This window comes from Kribbella sp. NPDC104218 (genome assembly GCF_055584105.1).
Map to the genome: position 1 here is coordinate 143,546 of NZ_JBVJMQ010000003.1, position 17,805 is coordinate 161,350.

Genomic DNA, 17,805 nt, shown 5'->3' on the forward strand with positions numbered 1-17,805 from the left:
GCTGCGGGGAGGGGTTGGTGAGTGGCTGGGGTCCGCTTTCAGGTTGGAGGGAAGGTTGGGGTGCGGCGTTCGCGGTAGGCGCGGACGCCTTCGTGGTAGTCGGTGGTGGGCCAGGCGAGGTCGGCGGGTTGGCCGGCGGTGAGTTGTTTGGCGGCTCGGATGGTGGTCTGGGAGCGGGCGGTGAGGAGGCGGGCGAGCTCCTGTGCGCGTTTGTCGACGTCTTCGGTGGTGAGTTCGGTGACCAGGCCGACGCGTTCGGCCCACCTCGCGTCGACGAGGTCGCCGGTGTAGAGGAGGTGGCGGGACTGGGCGAGGCCGATGAGGGCGACCAGACGCTGGGTCGGTGCGAACGGGTAGACGATGCCCAGGCGGCTGGCGGTGATGCCGAAGCGGGCGGTGTGGTCGGCGATCCGGAGATCGGCCGCGACGGCGAGTTCGCAGCCGCCGCCGACGCAGCAGCCGCGGATCGCGGCGATCACCGGCTGGGGGAGGGTGGCGATCGTGTGTTCGGTGGCCAGGTGGACGCGGTGGAACTCGTCGGGATCGTCGGGCAGGTCGTCGATATCGGCGCCGGCGCTGAAGTGGGCGCCCGCGCCGCGGAGGATGACGACGCGGACGGCCGCGTCATCGGCGAGGCTGCGGAGGACGTCGTTCAGTGCGACCCACATCGCCATCGTCAGCGCGTTGCGCTTGGCCGCGTGATCGAGCGTGACGGTGGCGATGTGGTCGGCCACCGTCAGCTCGATTCGGTCAGCCGACAAGACGGTCCGCCCCGGCAGGGACTGGGCGCTGGGAGACGCCGACGTAGCTGCTGAGGGGGCGGATCAATGAGTTGGATTCGAGCTGTTCCATGATGTGGGCGGTCCAGCCGGTGATGCGGCTCATGACGAAGAGCGGCGTGAAGAGCGGGATGTCGAAGCCCATGAGGTGGTAGGCCGGGCCGGTGGGGTAGTCGAGGTTCGGGTGGATGTTCTTGTCGCGGAGCATGGCGGCGGCGAGCGCGTCGTACTTGGCCATCAGTTCGTCGGCCGTGCCGTCGGCGGTCAGGTTGCGCAGCTCGGCGGTCATGGTGGGCACGCGGGAGTCGCCGTTCTTGTAGACGCGGTGGCCGAAGCCCATGATCTTGCGCTTGTCGGCGAGCGCCTGTTTCAGCCAGGCCTCCACCTCGCCGGCGCTCTCGATCTCGGCCAGGACGTGCATCACGGCCTCGTTCGCGCCGCCATGCAAGGGGCCCTTGAGCGCGCCGATCGCCGCGGTGACGGCGCTGTAGATGTCGGACAGCGTCGAGGTGACGACGCGGGCCGTGAAGGTGGAGGCGTTGAAGCTGTGTTCGGCGTACAGGATCATCGAGACCTCGAACGCGCGGACCTGCTCGGCCGGCGGCACCGCGCCGAAGCACATCTGCAGGAAGTTCTCGGCGTAGCCGAGGGCCGGGTCCGGCAGGATCGGCTCCAGGCCGCGGCGGCGGCGCTGCTCGGCCGCGACGATGGTGGGCAGCTTGGCGAACATGTCGATCGACTTGGCCAGGTTGTGGTCGCGATCGTCGAGACCCTCGGTCGGGTCGTCGGCGCCGAGGTAGCTGATCGCCGTCCGCAGGACGTCCATCGGGTGGCAGTCGGCGGGCAGCCGCGACAGCGCGCCGCTGACGGTCCGGCCGAGCGTCCGCCGATTCCGCTCCAGCGACCGGAACTCGGCCAGCTCCCGCGCGGTCGGCAGCTCGCCGTGCCAGAGCAGCCAGGCGACCTCCTCGAACGTGCAGTTCGCGCACAGCTCCTGGACCGGGTAGCCGCGGTACGTCAGTGAGTTGGTCTGCTCGTCGACCATCGAGATGGTCGTGGTGTCGACGACGACGCCGGCCAGGCCGCGGTGGATCTGGGTCATGAGTTCTCCTGGTAGGTGAAGATGCCGTTGTCGAAGGTGTTGTAGTCGGCGTAGCGCAGCAGCTCGTACAGCCGGGCGCGGGTCTGCATCCGGGGGACCAGCGCCGCCTGCGTCCCGTCGGCGGCGATCACGTCGAGACCGCGTTCGATCGCGCCGAGCGCGATCCGCAGCAGCGTGACCGGGTAGATGACGACGTTCGCCCCGGCGTCCTCGAGTTGTCGCGCGGTGAACAGCTCGCTCTTCCCGAACTCGGTCATGTTGGCGACGATCGGTACGTCGACCGCCTTCCGCACGGCCTCGAACTCGCCGAGATCGGCCAGCGCTTCGGGAAAGATCGCGTCGGCCCCGGCATCGGCATACGCCTTGGCCCGGTCGATCGCGGCGTCCAGCCCGTCGACCGAACGCGCGTCGGTACGGGCGCAGATGACGAAGTCCGGGTCGGTCCGGCCGCCGACGGCGGCGCGGATCCGGCGGATCATCTCGGCGGGCTCGACGACCGACTTCCCGTCGAGATGCCCGCAACGCTTCGGGTTCACCTGGTCCTCCAGATGACACCCGGCCACCCCGGCGGCCTCCAGGGACCGGATCGTGCGCGCCACGTTCATCGGCTCCCCGAAGCCGGTGTCGGCGTCGATGAACGTCGGCAGCCCGGTCGCCGAACTGATGTCGCGGCCGCGGTCGGTGACCTCGGTCAGCGTGGTCAGCCCGATATCCGGCAGCCCGCGCTCGGCGGCCAGCACCGCGCCGGAGATGTAGACGCCGTCGAACCCGCGGTCCTCGATCAGCCGGGCGGTCAACGGCGTGAACGCACCCGGGAACCGGAGCAGCCGGCCGCTCGCCAGCCCCTCCCGGAATCGTGCGGCGGCGGTCATCAGAACAGCCCTTCCGGAGCATCCGCGAGCTTGACCTCGTCGACGGTCACCGTCAGCTCCCGGACTTCGGCCGCCGTCAGCTCCGGCAGCCGCTGCACCAGCTCGGTGAAGCGGGCCTGCTCGCCCGCGGAGACCACGCCGTCCGCCAGCGCCCCGAACTTGTCGAGATAGTTGCTCCGGGCAAACGGCCGGGCGCCGCGCGGATGCGCGTCGGCGAGCCCGAGCTCATCGGCGACGACCGTCCCGTCGGTGAGCGTGATCTCGACCCGGCCGCCGAACTCCGGCTCGGCCGCGTGGTACCGCTGCGTCCAGGCCGGGTCCTCGACGGTGCTGATCCGGTGCCAGAGGTCGACCGTGTCCGGCCGCGCGGCCCGCTCCGGCGCGTAGGAGTCGACGTGATGCCAGCGCCCGTCCTGCAGCGCGACGGCGAAGATGTACATGATCGAGTGGTCGAGCGTCTCCCGGCTGGCCGTCGGGTCGAGCTTCTGCGGGTCGTTGGCGCCGGTCCCGATCACGTGGTGCGTGTGGTGGCTGGTCCGGATCAGCACCGACTCGATCCGGCTCAGATCGCCGACCTGCTCCCGCATCCGGCGCGCGAGATCGATCAGCGCCTGGCTCTGGTACTCCGCCGAATGCTCCTTGGTGTACGTCCGCAGGATCGCCGCCTTCGCCTCGCCTGGTCCCGGCAACGGCACGGTGTACGACGCCGCCGGCCCACTCAGCAGCCACGCGATGAACCCGTCCTCGCCCTCGTAGATCGGCGTCGGCGCGCCCTCGCCGCGCAGCGCGCGGTCCATCGCCTCGATCGCCGCCTTCCCCGCGAACGCCGGCGCGTACGCCTTCCAGCTGGAGATCTCGCCCTTGCGCGACTGCCGCGTCGCGGTCGTCGTGTGCAGCGCCTGCCCGATCGCCTGGAAGATCACCTCCGGCCGCGCGCCGAGCAGCGTGCCCAGACCGGCCGCGGCCGCCGGGCCGAGATGGGCGACGTGGTCGATCTTGTGCTCGTGCAGGCAGATCCCGGTGACGAGGTCGACCTGCACCTCGTACGCCGTCGCGATCGCGCGCGCCAGTTGGTTGCCATCGGCACCGACATGCTGGGCCACCGCGAGCAGCGGCGGGATGTTGTCACCCGGGTGCGAGTAGTCCGCGGCCAGGAACGTGTCGTGGTAGTCGAGCTCCCGGACGGCGACGCCGTTGGCCCAGGCCGCCCACTCCGGCGACACCCGGACGTCGGACGCCGTCCCGATCACCGCCGCGCCGCGGGCACTCGGGTGCGCGAGCGCCTGGCCGCGGGCCGCGACCACCGGCCGGCGGTTGACCGAGGCAACGGCTACGGCCGCATTGTCGATGATGCGATTGATCACCATGTCGGTGACGTCGGCGCGGACCGCGACCGGATCGGCCGCGACCTCCGCGAGTTTCCAGGCGAGTTGCTCCGCGCGGGGGAGCCGGTCGCTGCTGGGGTGGACGCGGACGCCGTGCTCGATCACAGGTGGATCCCTTTCGCCGGTGGGTGTGCAGCGAGATTCGCATCGCTGTCACACCTTGCGAAAGAGAGCCAAGTTGCGAAGAGTTGCCAGCCAAGATTCGCAACCGCGCAGGATCAGCTCCGGACGCTCAACGGGTACGGGACGAACGTGCTCCGGTCCTCGTCGATGTTCAGCGTCCGCCCGATCGGCGGCGCCGCCCGCTGCGGGCAGCGCGGCCGGTCACAGGTCCGGCAGCCCGGCCCGATCGGCATCACCTGCGTCCGGTCGTCGAGGTTCAGGCCGTCGGCGTACACCAGCCGGCCGGCCTGGCGGATTTCGCACCCGAGCCCGATGGCGAAGGTTTTCGCAGGCCGGCCGAAGCCGCCGCGGCTACGCGTCATCGCCCGCGCGACCCACAGATAGCGCTGCCCGTCGGGCATCTCGGCGATCTGGGTGATCACCCGGCCCGGCGCCGCGAACGACTCGTAGACGTTCCACAGCGGGCAGGTGCCGCCGCTGCGGGAGAAGTGGAAACTCGTCGCGGACTGGCGTTTGGAGATGTTCCCGGCCCGGTCGACCCGGACGAAGATGAAGGGCACCCCGCGCAGGCTCGGCCGTTGCAGCGTACTGAGCCGGTGCGCGATGGTCTCGTAGCTCACCCCGAAGTGGTCGGCCAGCAACTCGACGTCGTACCGGAAGCGTTCGGCGGCCGCGAAGAACGGCGTGTACGGCAGGACGAACGCGCCCGCGTAGTGGTTGGCCAGACCGATACTCGCCAGCTGCCGCGTGGACTCGTCGGGCCAGGGCTCGGTCGCCAGGACGTCGTCGATCAGCGGCTGCGTTTCGAGGAACGCGAGCTGGGTCGCCATCCGGAAGGCCTGCTGACCTGCCTGCAGATGTGACGAGAAGTACAGCGTCCGCTCGGCGGGTTGGTAGCGGTGCAACTCGTCGGCGCCGACCGGATCGTCCAGACCGCGTTGGACGACGCGGATCCCGTGCCGCTCGTTCAGATGGTCGCGCAACCGCCGCCGGACTTCGCCGCGCCGCGTGCCGATCTCCTTCGCGGTCGCCTCGGCGGCCCGGTCGAGAGTGTCGAAGTAGTTCTGGTGCCGATAGAAGAAGTCGCGGACGAGCTCGTGCGGGCTGGCCGTGGGGGAGGCCGTCCGGGAGTCGGTCAGCGTTTCCAGATGTTCGGCGACCTGGCGGTGCCGGCGGAACAGGTCGATCACCGCGTCGGCGACCTCCGGCATCGAGCCGGCGAGCTCCTGCAGGTCGGCCAGCGGTACGGCGCCGCCACCGGTGCGGGTGGGCAGCGCCTCGCGCAGCTCGGCGAGCTGGCGGGCGGAGTCCTGCGGGGCGAAAAACGTGGCGTCGATCCCGAAGACCTCGGTCAGCCGGACGAGCACCGTGACGGTGAGCGGCCGGGCGTCGTGCTCGATCTGGTTCAGGTAGCTGGGCGAGATCGCGAGCACCCGGGCCAGGTCGACCTGGCTCATCCCGCGATCCTGCCGCAGCCGCTTCAGCCGGCCGCCGGCGAACACCTTGTCCACCCGGCCACGGTAGCGCGCTTCTGCGAATCCTTGCATTCGCAATCTTCGCAAATCCGCTCGATGTGGTTTCCGGAACTTCGCAGATTCCGCCCCCTGACAGCCGGGCGGCCGCGATGTGAGCCTCGGAGACACCCGAGAACGAGGAGCGAAGATGACGAGCAGCGCCGAGGAACTGGACCAGCAGTGGGCGACCGACCCCCGGTGGTCGGCGGTCAAGCGCGACTACACCGGCGCGGACGTCGTCCGCCTCCGGGGGACTGTCCAGGAAGCGCACACGCTGGCCGACCGCGGCGCCCGCCGCCTCTGGGAGTTGCTGGCGAGCGAGGACTACGTGCACTCGCTCGGCGCGCTGACCGGGAATCAGGCCGTCCAGCAGGTCCGCGCCGGGCTGAAGGCGATCTATCTGTCCGGCTGGCAGGTCGCGGCCGATGCGAACCTGTCCGGCCATACCTACCCCGACCAGAGCCTTTACCCGGCCAACTCGGTGCCGTCCGTCGTCCGCCGGATCAACAATGCGCTGCTCCGGGCCGACGAGCTGGAACATGCCGAGGGCAACGTCACCCGGGACTGGCTGGCGCCGATCGTGGCCGACGCGGAGGCCGGCTTCGGCGGTCCGCTGAACGCCTACGAGCTGATGAAGTCGATGATCACCGCCGGTGCGGCCGGCGTGCACTGGGAGGACCAGCTCGCGTCGGAGAAGAAGTGCGGCCACCTCGGCGGCAAGGTGCTGATCCCGACCAAGCAGCACGAGCGCACGCTGAACGCAGCCCGGCTGGCCGCGGACGTGGCCGGCGTCCCGTCCGTCGTGATCGCGCGTACTGATGCGCAGGCGGCGACGCTGATCACCAGCGATGTCGACGAGCGGGACCGGAAGTTCGTCACCGGTGAGCGGACCGCCGAAGGGTTCTACCGGGTCCGCAACGGGCTCGAGCCGTGTATCGACCGCGGGCTCGCGTACGCGGCATACGCCGATCTGCTCTGGATGGAGACCTCCGAGCCCGACCTGGAGGTCGCGCGCCAGTTCGCCGAGGCGATCAAGAAGGAGCACCCGGAGCAGCTGCTCGCCTACAACTGCTCGCCGTCGTTCAACTGGAAGAAGCACCTGGACGACGCCACCATCGCCAAGTACCAGCGCGAACTGGGGGCCATGGGCTACAAGTTCCAGTTCATCACGCTGGCCGGGTTCCACGCGCTGAACTACTCGATGTTCGATCTCGCCCACGGCTACGCCCGGGACGGAATGACGGCGTACGTCGACCTGCAGGAGCGCGAGTTCGGCGCAGAGGGCCGCGGCTACACCGCGACGAGGCACCAGCGCGAGGTCGGCACCGGCTATTTCGACGCGCTCAGCACGACGATCAACCCGCAGGCCTCGACCACCGCGCTGGCCGGCTCGACCGAGGAGGCGCAGTTCTGATGAACGTCCAGGCGGCAACCTGTTCGGCGCGCTACCACGTCGACGTCCGCGGCGCGCACGGCCCGCGCTACGACGAGATCGTCACGCCGGAGGCGCTCGACTTCCTGCGCGATCTGCACCGGGCCTTCATCGACCGGCGCAGCTTCGTCCTCGACCGGCGCTTCCGCCGCGACGTCGCCCGCGAGGGACTGCGGTTCCTCCCGGAGACCCAGGCCGTACGCGACGATCCGTCCTGGCGGGTCGCGCCGGTCGCCCCGGGCCTGCTCGACCGGCGGGTCGAGATCACCGGCCCGGTCGACGCCAAGATGGCGATCAACGCGCTGAACTCCGGCGCCGGCGTCTGGATGGCGGACTTCGAGGACGCGACCAGCCCGACCTGGGCCAACGTGATCGAGGGCCAGCTCAACCTTCGCGACGCGATCGCCGGCACCCTGCGGCACACCAGCGCGGCGGGCAAGGAATATGCCCTGGGCAACGACCTGGCGACGATCGTCGTCCGGCCGCGCGGATGGCACCTGCTGGAACGGCACATCGTTGTCGACGGCAACCCGGTGCCGGGCTCGCTGGTCGACTTCGGGCTGTTCTTCTTCCACAACGCGCGGGCGCTGATCGAGCAGGGCGCGGGCCCGTACTTCTACCTGCCCAAGCTGGAGAGCCATCTCGAGGCCCGGCTGTGGAACGACGTCTTCGTCTTCGCCCAGGACCGGCTCGGCATCCCGCGGGGCACGATCCGGGCGACCGTGCTGATCGAGACGATCACCGCGGCATTCGAGATGGAGGAGATCCTCTACGAGCTGCGCGAGCACGCCGCCGGGCTGAACGCCGGCCGCTGGGACTACATCTTCAGCATCGTCAAGAACTTCGGCCAGGAGCCGGCCTACGTGCTGCCGGACCGCGCCGGCGTCACGATGACGGTGCCGTTCATGAGGGCCTACACCGAGTTGCTGGTGCAGACCTGCCACCGGCGCGGCGCCTACGCGATCGGCGGTATGGCGGCCGTCATCCCGAGCCGGGACGCCGCCGCGGAAGCGCTCGCCAAGGTGCAAACCGACAAGGAACGCGAGGCCGCGGCCGGGTACGACGGCTCCTGGGTCGCCCATCCCGGTCTGGTCGAGACCTGCCGGACGGCGTTCGACGCGGTCCTCGGCGATCGGCCGAACCAGCTCGACCGGCTGCGCGAAGAGGTGACGGTGTCCGCCGAGGAGCTGTTGGCCGTCGCCAGCACTCCGGGCAGCGTCACCGCGGCCGGCGTCCGAACCAACGTTTCGGTCCTGGTTCGCTACCTCGACGCCTGGCTGGACGGCCACGGCGCCGTCGCCCTCGACGGCCTGATGGAGGACGCCGCGACCGCCGAGATCTCCAGATGCCAACTGTGGCAATGGATCCAGCACAACACCAAGCTGGACGACGGTACGCCGGTCTCGCTCCCACTCGTCGCCCAGTACCTCGACTTCGAGCTGGCAACTCTCGTCCAGGCCCGCCCCGGCTTCCCGGGGGAGCGTATCGACGCGATCCGCGATCTCGTCCGGTTCGGCGTACTCCGTGAGACGTTACCGCCCTTCATCACGGAGTACGCCTACCGTCGCTACCTGGTCAGGAGCAGCTGAGCGTGGCGGCGGCCGGTGCCGAGCCGGCCGCCGTCAGCTGGTGCAGGGCCGGAGCGCCGAGACCGAGGACTGCCTGCGCGGTCGCTCGGGGAGCGGTGGCCGGGTCGAAACCGGTGGCGTCGTAGGCGATCGCGCCACGGACGGCGGCCGGTGCGGAGCAACCCTGTTGGAGGCCGAGGAGGTACGACTTGGCCTGGTTCGCGTCGGTGGTCCGGCCACCGGCCCGGAAGGCCTGGCCGGCCAGGCCGGTCGTGTTGGTGTTCGGCGTGGCAGCCCCCGCCCCGGCTGCCAGGCCGCCGTTGGCCTGTTGCTTGGCGGCCAGGAAGTCCAGGCCCTCACCTGCATCGGCGTACCGGCGGGTGGCGAGCAGCGCCTGGACCACCATCGCGGTGGCGTCGGTGTCGCTGACGCAGGGCGTCGTCCCGAAGACGATCGGGAAGCCGCCGTCCGCGCATTGGGTGCTGACGGCGAAGTTCACCGCGGCCGCCGGTACGCCGCCCGGCGTCCGCTTGAGGGCGATGATGCCGAGCGACTGCGAGAAGGCGTTGCTGTAGTCGCCGAACGCCGACTTGTCCGAGATCCGGCCGGACGGCGTGACGAGCGCGCGCAGCCGGGCCGGCAGGTCGACGCCGCCGAAGGTCGCGGGGTTGAGCCCGCGGACCTGCGCGGCGAGCGTGAGCTTCGCGGTGCCGCCGGCGTACGACTCGTCGACGCCGTCGCCGACGTAGCCGGACAGGATCTCCGGCCGGGCGAGCCAGGTGGTCGCCTTGGCGGCGTTCGTCCCGGACGACTTGGTCGCGGCGAAGGCGAGGACGGCGTCGATCGTGAGCCCCTGGTCGGGGAACTTCTCGCCGCCGAAGTCGGCCTCGAACCGCTCGCCGTCGACGAGCTGGCGAGCCAGCCAGCCGGAGGCGGCGGCCGGCTTGGCCGAATGGGCGGCGGCGGTGGCCGCCGGGATCGCGACCCCGGCGGTGAGAACGAGCAGCGAACTGATGAGCGGGCGGAATCTCATGGACGGATGAGCCTTTCGGTTGGGCGGTTACAGCTCCGCGCGCAGGAGGCGCGCGGCGGCAACGAGGTTGGTCAGGGCCTGGGTGACCTCGGGCCAGGCGCGGGTCTTCAGCCCGCAGTCCGGCGTGACCCAGAGCCGGTCCGCGGGGACGACGGTCAGAGCGGTCCGGAGCAGCGCGACGATCTCCTCGGTACTCGGGACGCGCGGCGAATGGACGTCGTACACGCCGAGCCCGACGGCTCGGGAACCGTCCAGGACGTCGGCGATCGCGAGGTGGGATCGGGCCGCCTCCAGGCTGATCACATCGGCGTCGAGGTCGCGGATCGCCGGCAGGATGTCGCTGAAATCGGCGTAACACATGTGGGTGTGGATCTGCGTCGTCGCGCGCACCCGGCTGGTTGTCAGCCGGAACGCCTCGGCCGCCCACTGCAGGTAGGCGGGACGGTCGGCCCGGCGCAGCGGCAGCCCCTCGCGCAACCCCGGCTCGTCGACCTGGATGATCGGGATGCCGGTGATCTCGAGGTCGACCACCTCGTCGCGCAGCGCCAGCGCGACCTGGCGCGCGGTCTCGGCGCGGGGCTGGTCGTCGCGGACGAACGACCGGTTCAGCATCGTCACCGGACCGGTCAGCAGCCCCTTCACCGGCTTGCCCGAATGGGCCTTCGCGTACGTCGTCCAGCGGTAGTTGATCTGCGTACTCCGGTACACGTCGCCGGCCAGGATCGGCGGCCGCACGTACCGCGTCCCGTACGACTGCACCCAGCCGTTCTGCGTGGTCACGAAACCCGACAACGGCTCGGCGAGATAGCGGACGAGATCATCGCGCTCCGGCTCGCCGTGCACGAGCACGTCGAGGCCGATCTCCTCCTGGAACGCGAGGATGTCGCCGATCTCGCGCGCGATCCGTTCGTCGTACGCCGGTTGGCCGAGCGCGGCCCGGGCGCCGCGCAACTCGTCGGTCTGCGGGAACGAGCCGACCGTGGTGGTCGGGAGCAAGGGGAGCGCGAGCGCGGTCTGCTGGGCCGCGCGGCGTTCGGCGTACGGCGTCGCGCGGCGCAGGTCCGCCGGCCGGATGGACGCCGTCCGCGAGCTCACGTGCGCCTTGTTGGTGAGCGGGGAGCGCCGCCGGGCGCGGTAGGCCGCCTGATTGGCGGCGAGCTCACCCGCGATCGCGTCGGCGCCGTCGAGCAGGCCGCGCCGGAGGATCGCGAGCTCGCGGACCTTCTGCCGGGCGAAGGCGAGCCATGGCCGGACTTCGGGGTCGAGCTCGGGCTCGGCGTCCAGATCGAGCGGCACGTGCAGCAGTGAGCAGGACGTCGACACGTCGAGCCGATCGGTCAGCCGGGACAGGCGCTGCAGCGTGCTCAGCGACTTCGCCAGGTCGTTGGCCCAGATGTTGCGCCCGTCGACCACACCCGCGACCAGGCGCTTGCCGGGCAGCGGGCCCAGCTCGGCGAGGGCACCGGCTGCGGTGAAGTCGAGGGCCAGGCCGTCGATCGGCGAGTTGGCGAGTACCGGAAGCGATTCGCCGAGTCGGCCGAAGTACGACGCGACCAGCAACTGCGGCCGGTCGGTCAGGCCGCCGAGGAAGCGGTACGCGTGCTCGACCGCGGCGAGCTCCGCGGCGGACCGGTCCTGGACGAGCGCCGGTTCGTCCAGCTGGACCCACTCGGCGCCCGCGGCGCGCAGCTCGGCGAGAACCTCGGCATAGACGGGCAGCAGCCGGTCGAGGAGGTCGAGCGCCCCAGGCCGGGCCAGCAGCAAGTAGGTGAGAGGACCGAGCAGCACCGGCCGCGCGGTCAGCCCGCTGGCCAGCGCCTCCTTCAGCTCACCGACCTGTTTGCTCGCGTCGGCGGCGAACACGGTGTCCGGGCCGAGCTCCGGGACGAGGTAGTGGTAGTTGGTATCGAACCATTTGGTCAGCTGGAGCGGCGCGACGTCCTGCGTGCCGCGGGCCATCGCGAAGTACGGGTCACCGCCGCGGTACCGGTCGGGGATCGCGCCGACCATGACGGTCGTGTCGAGGACGTGGTCGTAGTACGAGAAGTCGCCGGTCGGGACCTCGCCGACGCCGTCCGCGATCAGCTGCCGCCGGCTCGCGGCGCGCAGGGCGGCGCCGGTGGCGTGCAGCTCCGCGGCGCTGACGGCGCCCTGCCAGTGGCCTTCGACGGCCTTCTTCAGCTCGCGGTTCGGCCCTTGGCGGGGCCAGCCGTGGACAGTGCTGAGTGTCAAGGGTGCTGCCTTTCGACTGACCGTCCCACGCGGTCACCGGAGGACCACGGACGCCGCGCGTCCGTGGGCAGTGGCAGGTCTTCGGACTCGTGGGCGTGTCCAGACGCGGACCCCTACTGGCCGTCGCTTCCCAGGCCGTTGACCCAGTGCTCGATGACGGCGTTCGTTCCCACTCACCGCTGCGGGGCAGTCCCGGATTCGCACCGGGTTCCCTCTTACGACGACCCGCCTGGCGGACGGGCCGAACCACATGCCCCACCAGCCTATGCGGCCGCGCAGTGACGTGCGCCATGTCTGTCCATCCTCGACATAGTTGGACGTCCTACTATATTTTTGCGGCATCCCCAGGCGATCGACCGGCACGCCACCGCGTACCCGGGCGGTCCGTCCTGCCCGCATGCGAAAGGTGTCAGCCATGACCATTGAGCTCCACCATTTCCTCGACGGCAAACCGGTTCCGGGCACCTCCGGACGCTTCGCCGACGTCTTCGACCCCAGCACCGGCGCCGTCCAGGCCCGGGTCCCCCTCGCCTCGGCGGACGAGGTCGCGGACGTCGTCCGCTCGGCCGCCGCCGCGCAGCAGGAGTGGGCCGCCTGGAACCCGCAGCGCCGGGCCCGGGTGCTGATGCGCTTCCTCGACCTGGTCCGCGCCGAGGAGGACGAGCTCGCCCGGACGCTGTCGTCCGAACACGGCAAGACGATCTCGGACGCGCGCGGCGACATCCAGCGCGGCCTGGAGGTCGTGGAGTTCGCGATCGGGATCCCGCACCTGCTCAAGGGCGAGTTCAGCGACAGCGCCGGGACCGGGATCGACGTCTACTCGATGCGGCAGCCGCTCGGCGTGGTGGCCGGCATCACGCCGTTCAACTTCCCAGCGATGATCCCGCTCTGGAAGGCCGCGCCGGCCATCGCCTGCGGTAACGCCTTCGTGCTCAAGCCCTCCGAACGCGACCCGTCGGTGCCGCTGCGGCTGGCCGAGCTGTTCGCCGAGGCCGGTCTGCCGCCGGGCGTCTTCTCGGTCGTGAACGGCGACAAGGTCGCGGTCGACGCGTTGCTGACCGATCCGCTCGTCGAGGCCGTCGGGTTCGTGGGCTCGTCCGACATCGCGCAGTACGTCTACTCGACCGCGGCCGCGCACGGAAAACGCGCGCAGTGCTTCGGCGGCGCGAAGAACCACCTGATCGTGATGCCGGACGCCGACCTCGATCAGGTCGCCGACGCGCTGATCGGAGCGGGGTACGGCTCGGCGGGAGAGCGCTGTATGGCGATCTCGGTCGCCGTCCCGGTCGGCGAGGCGACGGCCGACGCGCTGGTCGCCAAGCTGGCCGAACGGGTCCGGTCGCTCAAGGTCGGCGCCGCGCACGACGAGACCGCGGACTTCGGCCCGCTGGTCACGGCCGAGGCCGTCGACCGGGTCCGCGCGTATGTCGAGGCCGGTGTCGCCGAAGGCGCGGAGCTGGTCGTCGACGGCCGGGAGCTCACCGTGCCCGGCTACGAGAACGGGTTCTTCCTCGGCGGCTGCCTGTTCGACCACGTGCGGCCCGAGATGCGGATCTACCGCGAGGAGATCTTCGGCCCGGTGCTGTCGATCGTCCGCGCGCGGGACTACGCCGAGGCGCTGCGGCTGCCGAGTGAGCACGAGTACGGCAACGGCGTCGCGATCTTCACCCGCGACGGCGACACCGCTCGCGACTTCACCGCCCGCGTGAACACCGGCATGGTCGGGGTCAACGTCCCGATCCCGGTACCGATCGCGTACCACACGTTCGGCGGCTGGAAGCGGTCCGGTTTCGGCGACCTGAACCAGCACGGACCCGACGCGGTGCGCTTCTACACCAAGACCAAGACGGTCACCTCGCGCTGGCCGTCGGGGATCAAGGAAGGCGCCAGCTTCGTCATCCCGACGATGAGCTGAGGCGGCGATGCGACTGACCGAGGAGCAGCGGGCGGTCCGGGAGACGGCGGCGGGTTTCGCCGCCGAGTATCTCGCGCCGCACGCGGTGGAATGGGATCGGGCCAAACACTTTCCCGTCGACGTCCTCCGCAAGGCCGCGGAGCTGGGCATGGGCGGGCTCTACCTGCCGGACGACGTCGGCGGTTCCGGCCTCGGCCGGCTGGACGGCGTCCTGGTGTTCGAGGCGCTGGCCACCGGGTGCCCGTCGATCGCGGCGTACATCTCGATCCACAATATGGTGGCCTCGATGATCGACCGGTTCGGCACCGTTGCCCAGCGCAACCGTTATCTGCCGCGGATGGCGGCGATGGATGCCCTGGGCAGCTATTGCCTGACCGAGCCGGACGCCGGATCGGACGCCGCCGCGCTGACGACCCGGGCCCGCCGCGACGGCGACGAGTACGTGCTGGACGGCGTCAAGCAGTTCATCTCCGGCGCCGGGACGGCCGAGGTGTACGTCGTCCTCGCGCGGACCGGGGGAGCGGGGGCGCGCGGGATCTCGGCGTTCGTGGCCGAGCGCGACACCCCTGGGCTCGAGTTCGGGCCGAACGAGGTCAAGATGGGCTGGAATGCGCAGCCCACCCGGCAGGTCACGTTCGACGGCGCCCGGGTTCCGGCCACGGCGCTGCTCGGCGCTGAGGGCGAGGGGTTCAAGGTCGCCATGTCCGCGCTGGACGGCGGTCGGCTGAACATCGCCGCCTGCTCGCTCGGCGGCGCGGAAGTTGCCCTGGGCAAGGCGATCCGGTACCTCAGCGAGCGCGCGGCGTTCGGGGCCCGGTTGTCCCAGGCGCAGGCGCTGCGGTTCCGGCTGGCCGACATGCGCACCGACCTGGAGGCCGGGCGCACCTTGCTGTGGCGAGCGGCGGACGCGCTCGACCAGCGGGACGCCGGGGCGACGCAGCTGTCCGCGATGGCGAAACGGTTCTGCACCGACGTCGGATTCGACGTCGCGAACCAGGCGCTGCAGCTGCACGGCGGCTACGGCTACCTGGCCGAGTACGGGCTGGAGAAGATCGTCCGCGATCTGCGGGTCCACCAGATTCTTGAAGGCAGTAACGAGATCATGCGGGTGATCATCGCCCGCGAGATGTTGCGGGAGGCATCATGAGCGACGTGCTGTTCGTAGTCCACAGCGGGATCGGGCGGATCACCCTGAACCGGCCGCGGGCGCTGAACGCGCTGACCCACGGCATGGTCCAGGCGATCACCGAGCGGCTCGCCGCGTGGCGCGACGACCCGGCCGTCCGCGCGGTCGCGATCGACGGCGCGGGGGAGCGCGGGCTCTGCGCGGGCGGCGACATCCGGTCCATCTACGAGGACGCGAAGGCCGGCGGTACGGCGTCCCTGGACTTCTGGGCCGACGAGTACCGGCTGAACGCGATGATCGCGCGCTACCCCAAGCCGTACCTGGCGATCATGGACGGACTCGTGATGGGCGGCGGCGTCGGCGTCTCCGCGCACGGCAGTCTGCGGATCGTCACCGAGCGGTCCCGGATCGCGATGCCGGAGGTAGGGATCGGCTTCGTCCCCGACGTCGGTGGCACCTACCTGCTGTCCCGGACGCCGGGGTACGTCGGCGTCCATGTCGCGCTGACGACCGCGCAGCTGTCGGGTGCGGATGCGATCCATTGCGGGCTCGCGGATCACTACGTCCCGGCCGATCGGCTCCCGGACCTGTTCGACGCCTTGAGTTCGCGGACGCCGCACGCCGCGCTCGCGGTCGTCGACGAACCGGCGCCGGCCAGTGCGCTGGCCGGGCAGACCTGGATCGACGAGTGCTACGCGGCCGACACGGTCGAGGAGATCCTGGAGCGGCTGCGCGACGGCGGCCCGGCGGCCATCGCCGCGGCCAAGGAGATCGAGACCAAGTCGCCGACCGCGCTCAAGGTCACGTTGCGAGCTCTGCGGTCCGCCGCGCGGCTGCCTGATCTGGAGTCGGCGCTGGTCCAGGAGTTTCGGATCGCGCGGCACGCGCTGTCCGCCCCGGATCTGGTCGAAGGCGTCCGGGCCCAGATCATCGACAAAGACCGCTCGCCGCGCTGGTCGCCGCCGAGCCTGGCCGAGGTGGACGACGCCACCGTCGCCGCCTACTTCGCGGGCGATCCGGCGTCCGACCTGAGTGGGGTGACCCGATGACGATCGCCTTCCTCGGGCTCGGCAACATGGGCGGCCCGATGGCCGCGAACCTGGTCCGGACCGGTGCGCACGTGGTCGGCTACGACCCGGTGGACGCGGCCCGTGAGGTTGCCGTTAGCAACGGAATCGTCGTCGCGGAGTCGGTTCTCGCGGCGGTCGCCGGCGCGGACGTCGTGATCACCATGCTCCCCAGCGGTGCACACGTGCTGGACTGTTACCGCGAGGTCGTCCCGGCGGTTGCCCAGGGCACCTTGTTCCTGGACTGCTCGACCATCGACGTCGCCGATGCCCGGGAGGCCGCGGCGCTTGCGGCCAAGGCGGGACACGAAGCGGTCGACGCGCCGGTCTCCGGCGGGGTCGTCGGCGCCGAGGCGGCCACGCTGACGTTCATGATCGGCGGTCCCGAGCCGGCGGTGCAGCGGGCCGAGCCGATCCTGCAGGCGATGGGCGCGCGGCTGGTGCCGTGTGGCGATTCCGGGGCCGGGCAGGCCGCGAAGATCTGTAACAACATGATTCTGGGCATCTCGATGATCGCGGTCAGCGAGGCGTTCGCGCTCGGCCAGAGCCTGGGGCTGTCCGATCAGGCGCTGTTCGACGTCGCGTCGACGGCGTCCGGGCAGTGCTGGGCGCTGACGACGAACTGCCCGGTCCCGGGGCCGGTGCCGACCAGTCCGGCCAACCGCGACTACGCCGGTGGATTCGCCAGCGGGTTGATGCTCAAGGACCTGCGGCTGGCGCAGTCCGCGGCCGAAGCCGCCGGCGTACCGGCTGCGCTGGGCCGCAAGGCCGCCGAGTTGTACGGCGTGTTCGTCCAGGACGACGGACCAGGGCGGGACTTCTCCGCGATCGTGACCAGTCTCCGAGGGGACCGCAATGACTGACTACGAGACGATCACTGTCACGCGACCGGCTGACCGGGTCGCGCTGATCACGCTCGACCGGCCGAAGGCGCTGAACGCGCTGAACCTGCAGACCATGCAGGAGCTGACCGAAGCCGCCGCGACCCTCGATCGGGACGCCGAGGTCGGCGCGATCGTGATCACCGGCTCGGCCAAGGCCTTCGCGGCCGGCGCCGATATCAAGGAGATGTCGACGCAGAGCTTCAGCGACGTGTACGCCGCGGACTGGTTCGCCGGGTGGGACGCGCTGACGCGTGTGCGCAAACCGCTGGTCGCGGCCGTGGCCGGGTACGCGCTCGGCGGCGGGTGTGAGCTGGCGATGATGTGCGACGTCCTGATCGCGGCCGGGACGGCGAAGTTCGGGCAGCCGGAGATCACGCTCGGCGTGATCCCGGGGATGGGCGGCTCGCAGCGGCTGACCCGCGCGATCGGTAAGGCGAAGGCGATGGACCTGTGCCTGACCGGCCGGATGATCGACGCGGTCGAGGCCGAGCGGTCGGGTCTGGTGTCGCGAGTGGTCGAGCCCGACGTCCTGGTCGAGGAGGCGGTGGCGGTGGCGGCGAAGATCGCGACCATGTCCGCGCCCGCGACGATGATGGTCAAGGAGGCGGTCAACCGGGCCTTCGAGACCGGTCTGGCCGAGGGGCTGCTGTTCGAGCGGCGCGTCTTCCACTCCACCTTCGCCACCCACGACCAGAAGGAGGGGATGGCCGCGTTCGCGGCGAAGCGGCCCGCCGAGTTCCGCCACGCGTGACCCGTAGGGTGTGAGCAGGACA

General features: G+C 70.7%; 14 protein-coding genes and 1 riboswitch. Of the genes, 7 read left to right on the top strand and 7 right to left on the bottom strand.

Annotated features, from left to right (window positions below; translation table 11 throughout):
- Positions 1-38: 38 nt before the first annotated feature.
- The 5 genes from ACZ6ZD_RS25685 to ACZ6ZD_RS25705 all read right to left on the bottom strand — a co-directional run bounded on the left by ACZ6ZD_RS25685 (position 39) and on the right by ACZ6ZD_RS25705 (position 5,772).
- Complete coding sequence (locus ACZ6ZD_RS25685; RefSeq protein ID WP_465676356.1) at positions 39-761, bottom strand: enoyl-CoA hydratase/isomerase family protein; 723 nt, start codon at positions 759-761, stop codon at positions 39-41.
- On the bottom strand, positions 751-1,881 hold the full coding sequence (locus tag ACZ6ZD_RS25690; protein WP_465676358.1) for a bifunctional 2-methylcitrate synthase/citrate synthase: 1,131 nt from the start codon (positions 1,879-1,881) through the stop codon (positions 751-753). Before ACZ6ZD_RS25690 ends, ACZ6ZD_RS25685 begins: the two co-directional genes overlap by 11 nt.
- Complete coding sequence (gene prpB / locus ACZ6ZD_RS25695) at positions 1,878-2,753, bottom strand: methylisocitrate lyase (RefSeq protein WP_465676360.1); 876 nt, start codon at positions 2,751-2,753, stop codon at positions 1,878-1,880. The genes ACZ6ZD_RS25690 and prpB overlap by 4 nt, the downstream gene beginning before the upstream one ends.
- Positions 2,753-4,243, bottom strand: a complete 1,491-nt coding sequence (locus ACZ6ZD_RS25700; protein WP_465676362.1) for an MmgE/PrpD family protein — start codon at positions 4,241-4,243, stop codon at positions 2,753-2,755. Before ACZ6ZD_RS25700 ends, prpB begins: the two co-directional genes overlap by 1 nt.
- Positions 4,244-4,356: 113 nt before the next feature.
- The gene (locus ACZ6ZD_RS25705; protein ID WP_465676364.1) at positions 4,357-5,772 is read right to left on the bottom strand and encodes a short-chain fatty acyl-CoA regulator family protein; all 1,416 of its coding nucleotides are present in this window, start codon (positions 5,770-5,772) and stop codon (positions 4,357-4,359) included.
- 151 nt (positions 5,773-5,923) lie between these two features.
- Between ACZ6ZD_RS25705 and aceA the strand changes: the two genes are divergently transcribed.
- Together aceA and aceB are read left to right on the top strand one after the other, a co-directional pair.
- Positions 5,924-7,189, top strand: coding sequence for an isocitrate lyase (gene aceA / locus ACZ6ZD_RS25710; protein WP_465676366.1), 1,266 nt, complete (start codon positions 5,924-5,926; stop codon positions 7,187-7,189).
- Positions 7,189-8,796 carry a malate synthase A gene (gene aceB, locus ACZ6ZD_RS25715; protein ID WP_465676368.1) on the top strand — a complete coding sequence of 536 codons (1,608 nt, stop codon included), beginning with the start codon at positions 7,189-7,191 and terminating at the stop codon, positions 8,794-8,796. Before aceA ends, aceB begins: the two co-directional genes overlap by 1 nt.
- Here the strand turns inward: aceB and ACZ6ZD_RS25720 are convergent.
- Positions 8,783-9,808: a hypothetical protein gene (locus ACZ6ZD_RS25720; RefSeq protein WP_465676370.1), complete on the bottom strand. Its 1,026-nt coding sequence runs from the start codon at positions 9,806-9,808 to the stop codon at positions 8,783-8,785. The genes aceB and ACZ6ZD_RS25720 overlap by 14 nt on opposite strands.
- A 27-nt stretch (positions 9,809-9,835) precedes the next feature.
- Complete coding sequence (metE, locus tag ACZ6ZD_RS25725) at positions 9,836-12,040, bottom strand: 5-methyltetrahydropteroyltriglutamate--homocysteine S-methyltransferase (protein WP_465676372.1); 2,205 nt, start codon at positions 12,038-12,040, stop codon at positions 9,836-9,838.
- A gap of 55 nt (positions 12,041-12,095) precedes the next feature.
- Positions 12,096-12,306, bottom strand: a riboswitch (cobalamin riboswitch).
- A 149-nt stretch (positions 12,307-12,455) separates the two neighbouring features.
- Here metE and ACZ6ZD_RS25730 point away from each other — a divergent pair.
- Genes ACZ6ZD_RS25730 through ACZ6ZD_RS25750 form a run of 5 tightly spaced genes read left to right on the top strand, consistent with a single transcriptional unit; the run spans position 12,456 to position 17,783 of the window.
- On the top strand, positions 12,456-13,955 hold the full coding sequence (locus ACZ6ZD_RS25730) for a CoA-acylating methylmalonate-semialdehyde dehydrogenase (protein ID WP_465676374.1): 1,500 nt from the start codon (positions 12,456-12,458) through the stop codon (positions 13,953-13,955).
- 7 nt (positions 13,956-13,962) lie between these two features.
- Positions 13,963-15,102: an acyl-CoA dehydrogenase family protein gene (locus ACZ6ZD_RS25735; RefSeq protein WP_465676376.1), complete on the top strand. Its 1,140-nt coding sequence runs from the start codon at positions 13,963-13,965 to the stop codon at positions 15,100-15,102.
- Positions 15,099-16,130, top strand: coding sequence for an enoyl-CoA hydratase/isomerase family protein (locus ACZ6ZD_RS25740; RefSeq protein WP_465676378.1), 1,032 nt, complete (start codon positions 15,099-15,101; stop codon positions 16,128-16,130). The genes ACZ6ZD_RS25735 and ACZ6ZD_RS25740 overlap by 4 nt, the downstream gene beginning before the upstream one ends.
- Complete coding sequence (mmsB, locus tag ACZ6ZD_RS25745; RefSeq protein ID WP_465676380.1) at positions 16,127-17,011, top strand: 3-hydroxyisobutyrate dehydrogenase; 885 nt, start codon at positions 16,127-16,129, stop codon at positions 17,009-17,011. The genes ACZ6ZD_RS25740 and mmsB overlap by 4 nt, the downstream gene beginning before the upstream one ends.
- Positions 17,004-17,783 (top strand): enoyl-CoA hydratase, encoded by a 780-nt coding sequence (locus tag ACZ6ZD_RS25750; RefSeq protein WP_465676382.1) that lies wholly within the window; start codon positions 17,004-17,006, stop codon positions 17,781-17,783. Before mmsB ends, ACZ6ZD_RS25750 begins: the two co-directional genes overlap by 8 nt.
- Positions 17,784-17,805: the final 22 nt, after the last annotated feature.

Bases quoted from the DNA above. Each gene is read 5' to 3' on its own strand.
- ACZ6ZD_RS25690 (WP_465676358.1), bottom strand. From the start codon at position 1,881: ATGACCCAGATCCACCGCGGCCTGGCCGGCGTCGTCGTCGACACCACG.
- prpB (WP_465676360.1), bottom strand. From the start codon at position 2,753: ATGACCGCCGCCGCACGATTCCGGGAGGGGCTGGCGAGCGGCCGGCTG.
- aceA (WP_465676366.1), top strand. From the start codon at position 5,924: ATGACGAGCAGCGCCGAGGAACTGGACCAGCAGTGGGCGACCGACCCC.
- aceB (WP_465676368.1), top strand. From the start codon at position 7,189: ATGAACGTCCAGGCGGCAACCTGTTCGGCGCGCTACCACGTCGACGTC.
- ACZ6ZD_RS25720 (WP_465676370.1), bottom strand. From the start codon at position 9,808: ATGAGATTCCGCCCGCTCATCAGTTCGCTGCTCGTTCTCACCGCCGGG.
- ACZ6ZD_RS25730 (WP_465676374.1), top strand. From the start codon at position 12,456: ATGACCATTGAGCTCCACCATTTCCTCGACGGCAAACCGGTTCCGGGC.
- ACZ6ZD_RS25735 (WP_465676376.1), top strand. From the start codon at position 13,963: ATGCGACTGACCGAGGAGCAGCGGGCGGTCCGGGAGACGGCGGCGGGT.
- ACZ6ZD_RS25740 (WP_465676378.1), top strand. From the start codon at position 15,099: ATGAGCGACGTGCTGTTCGTAGTCCACAGCGGGATCGGGCGGATCACC.
- mmsB (WP_465676380.1), top strand. From the start codon at position 16,127: ATGACGATCGCCTTCCTCGGGCTCGGCAACATGGGCGGCCCGATGGCC.
- ACZ6ZD_RS25750 (WP_465676382.1), top strand. From the start codon at position 17,004: ATGACTGACTACGAGACGATCACTGTCACGCGACCGGCTGACCGGGTC.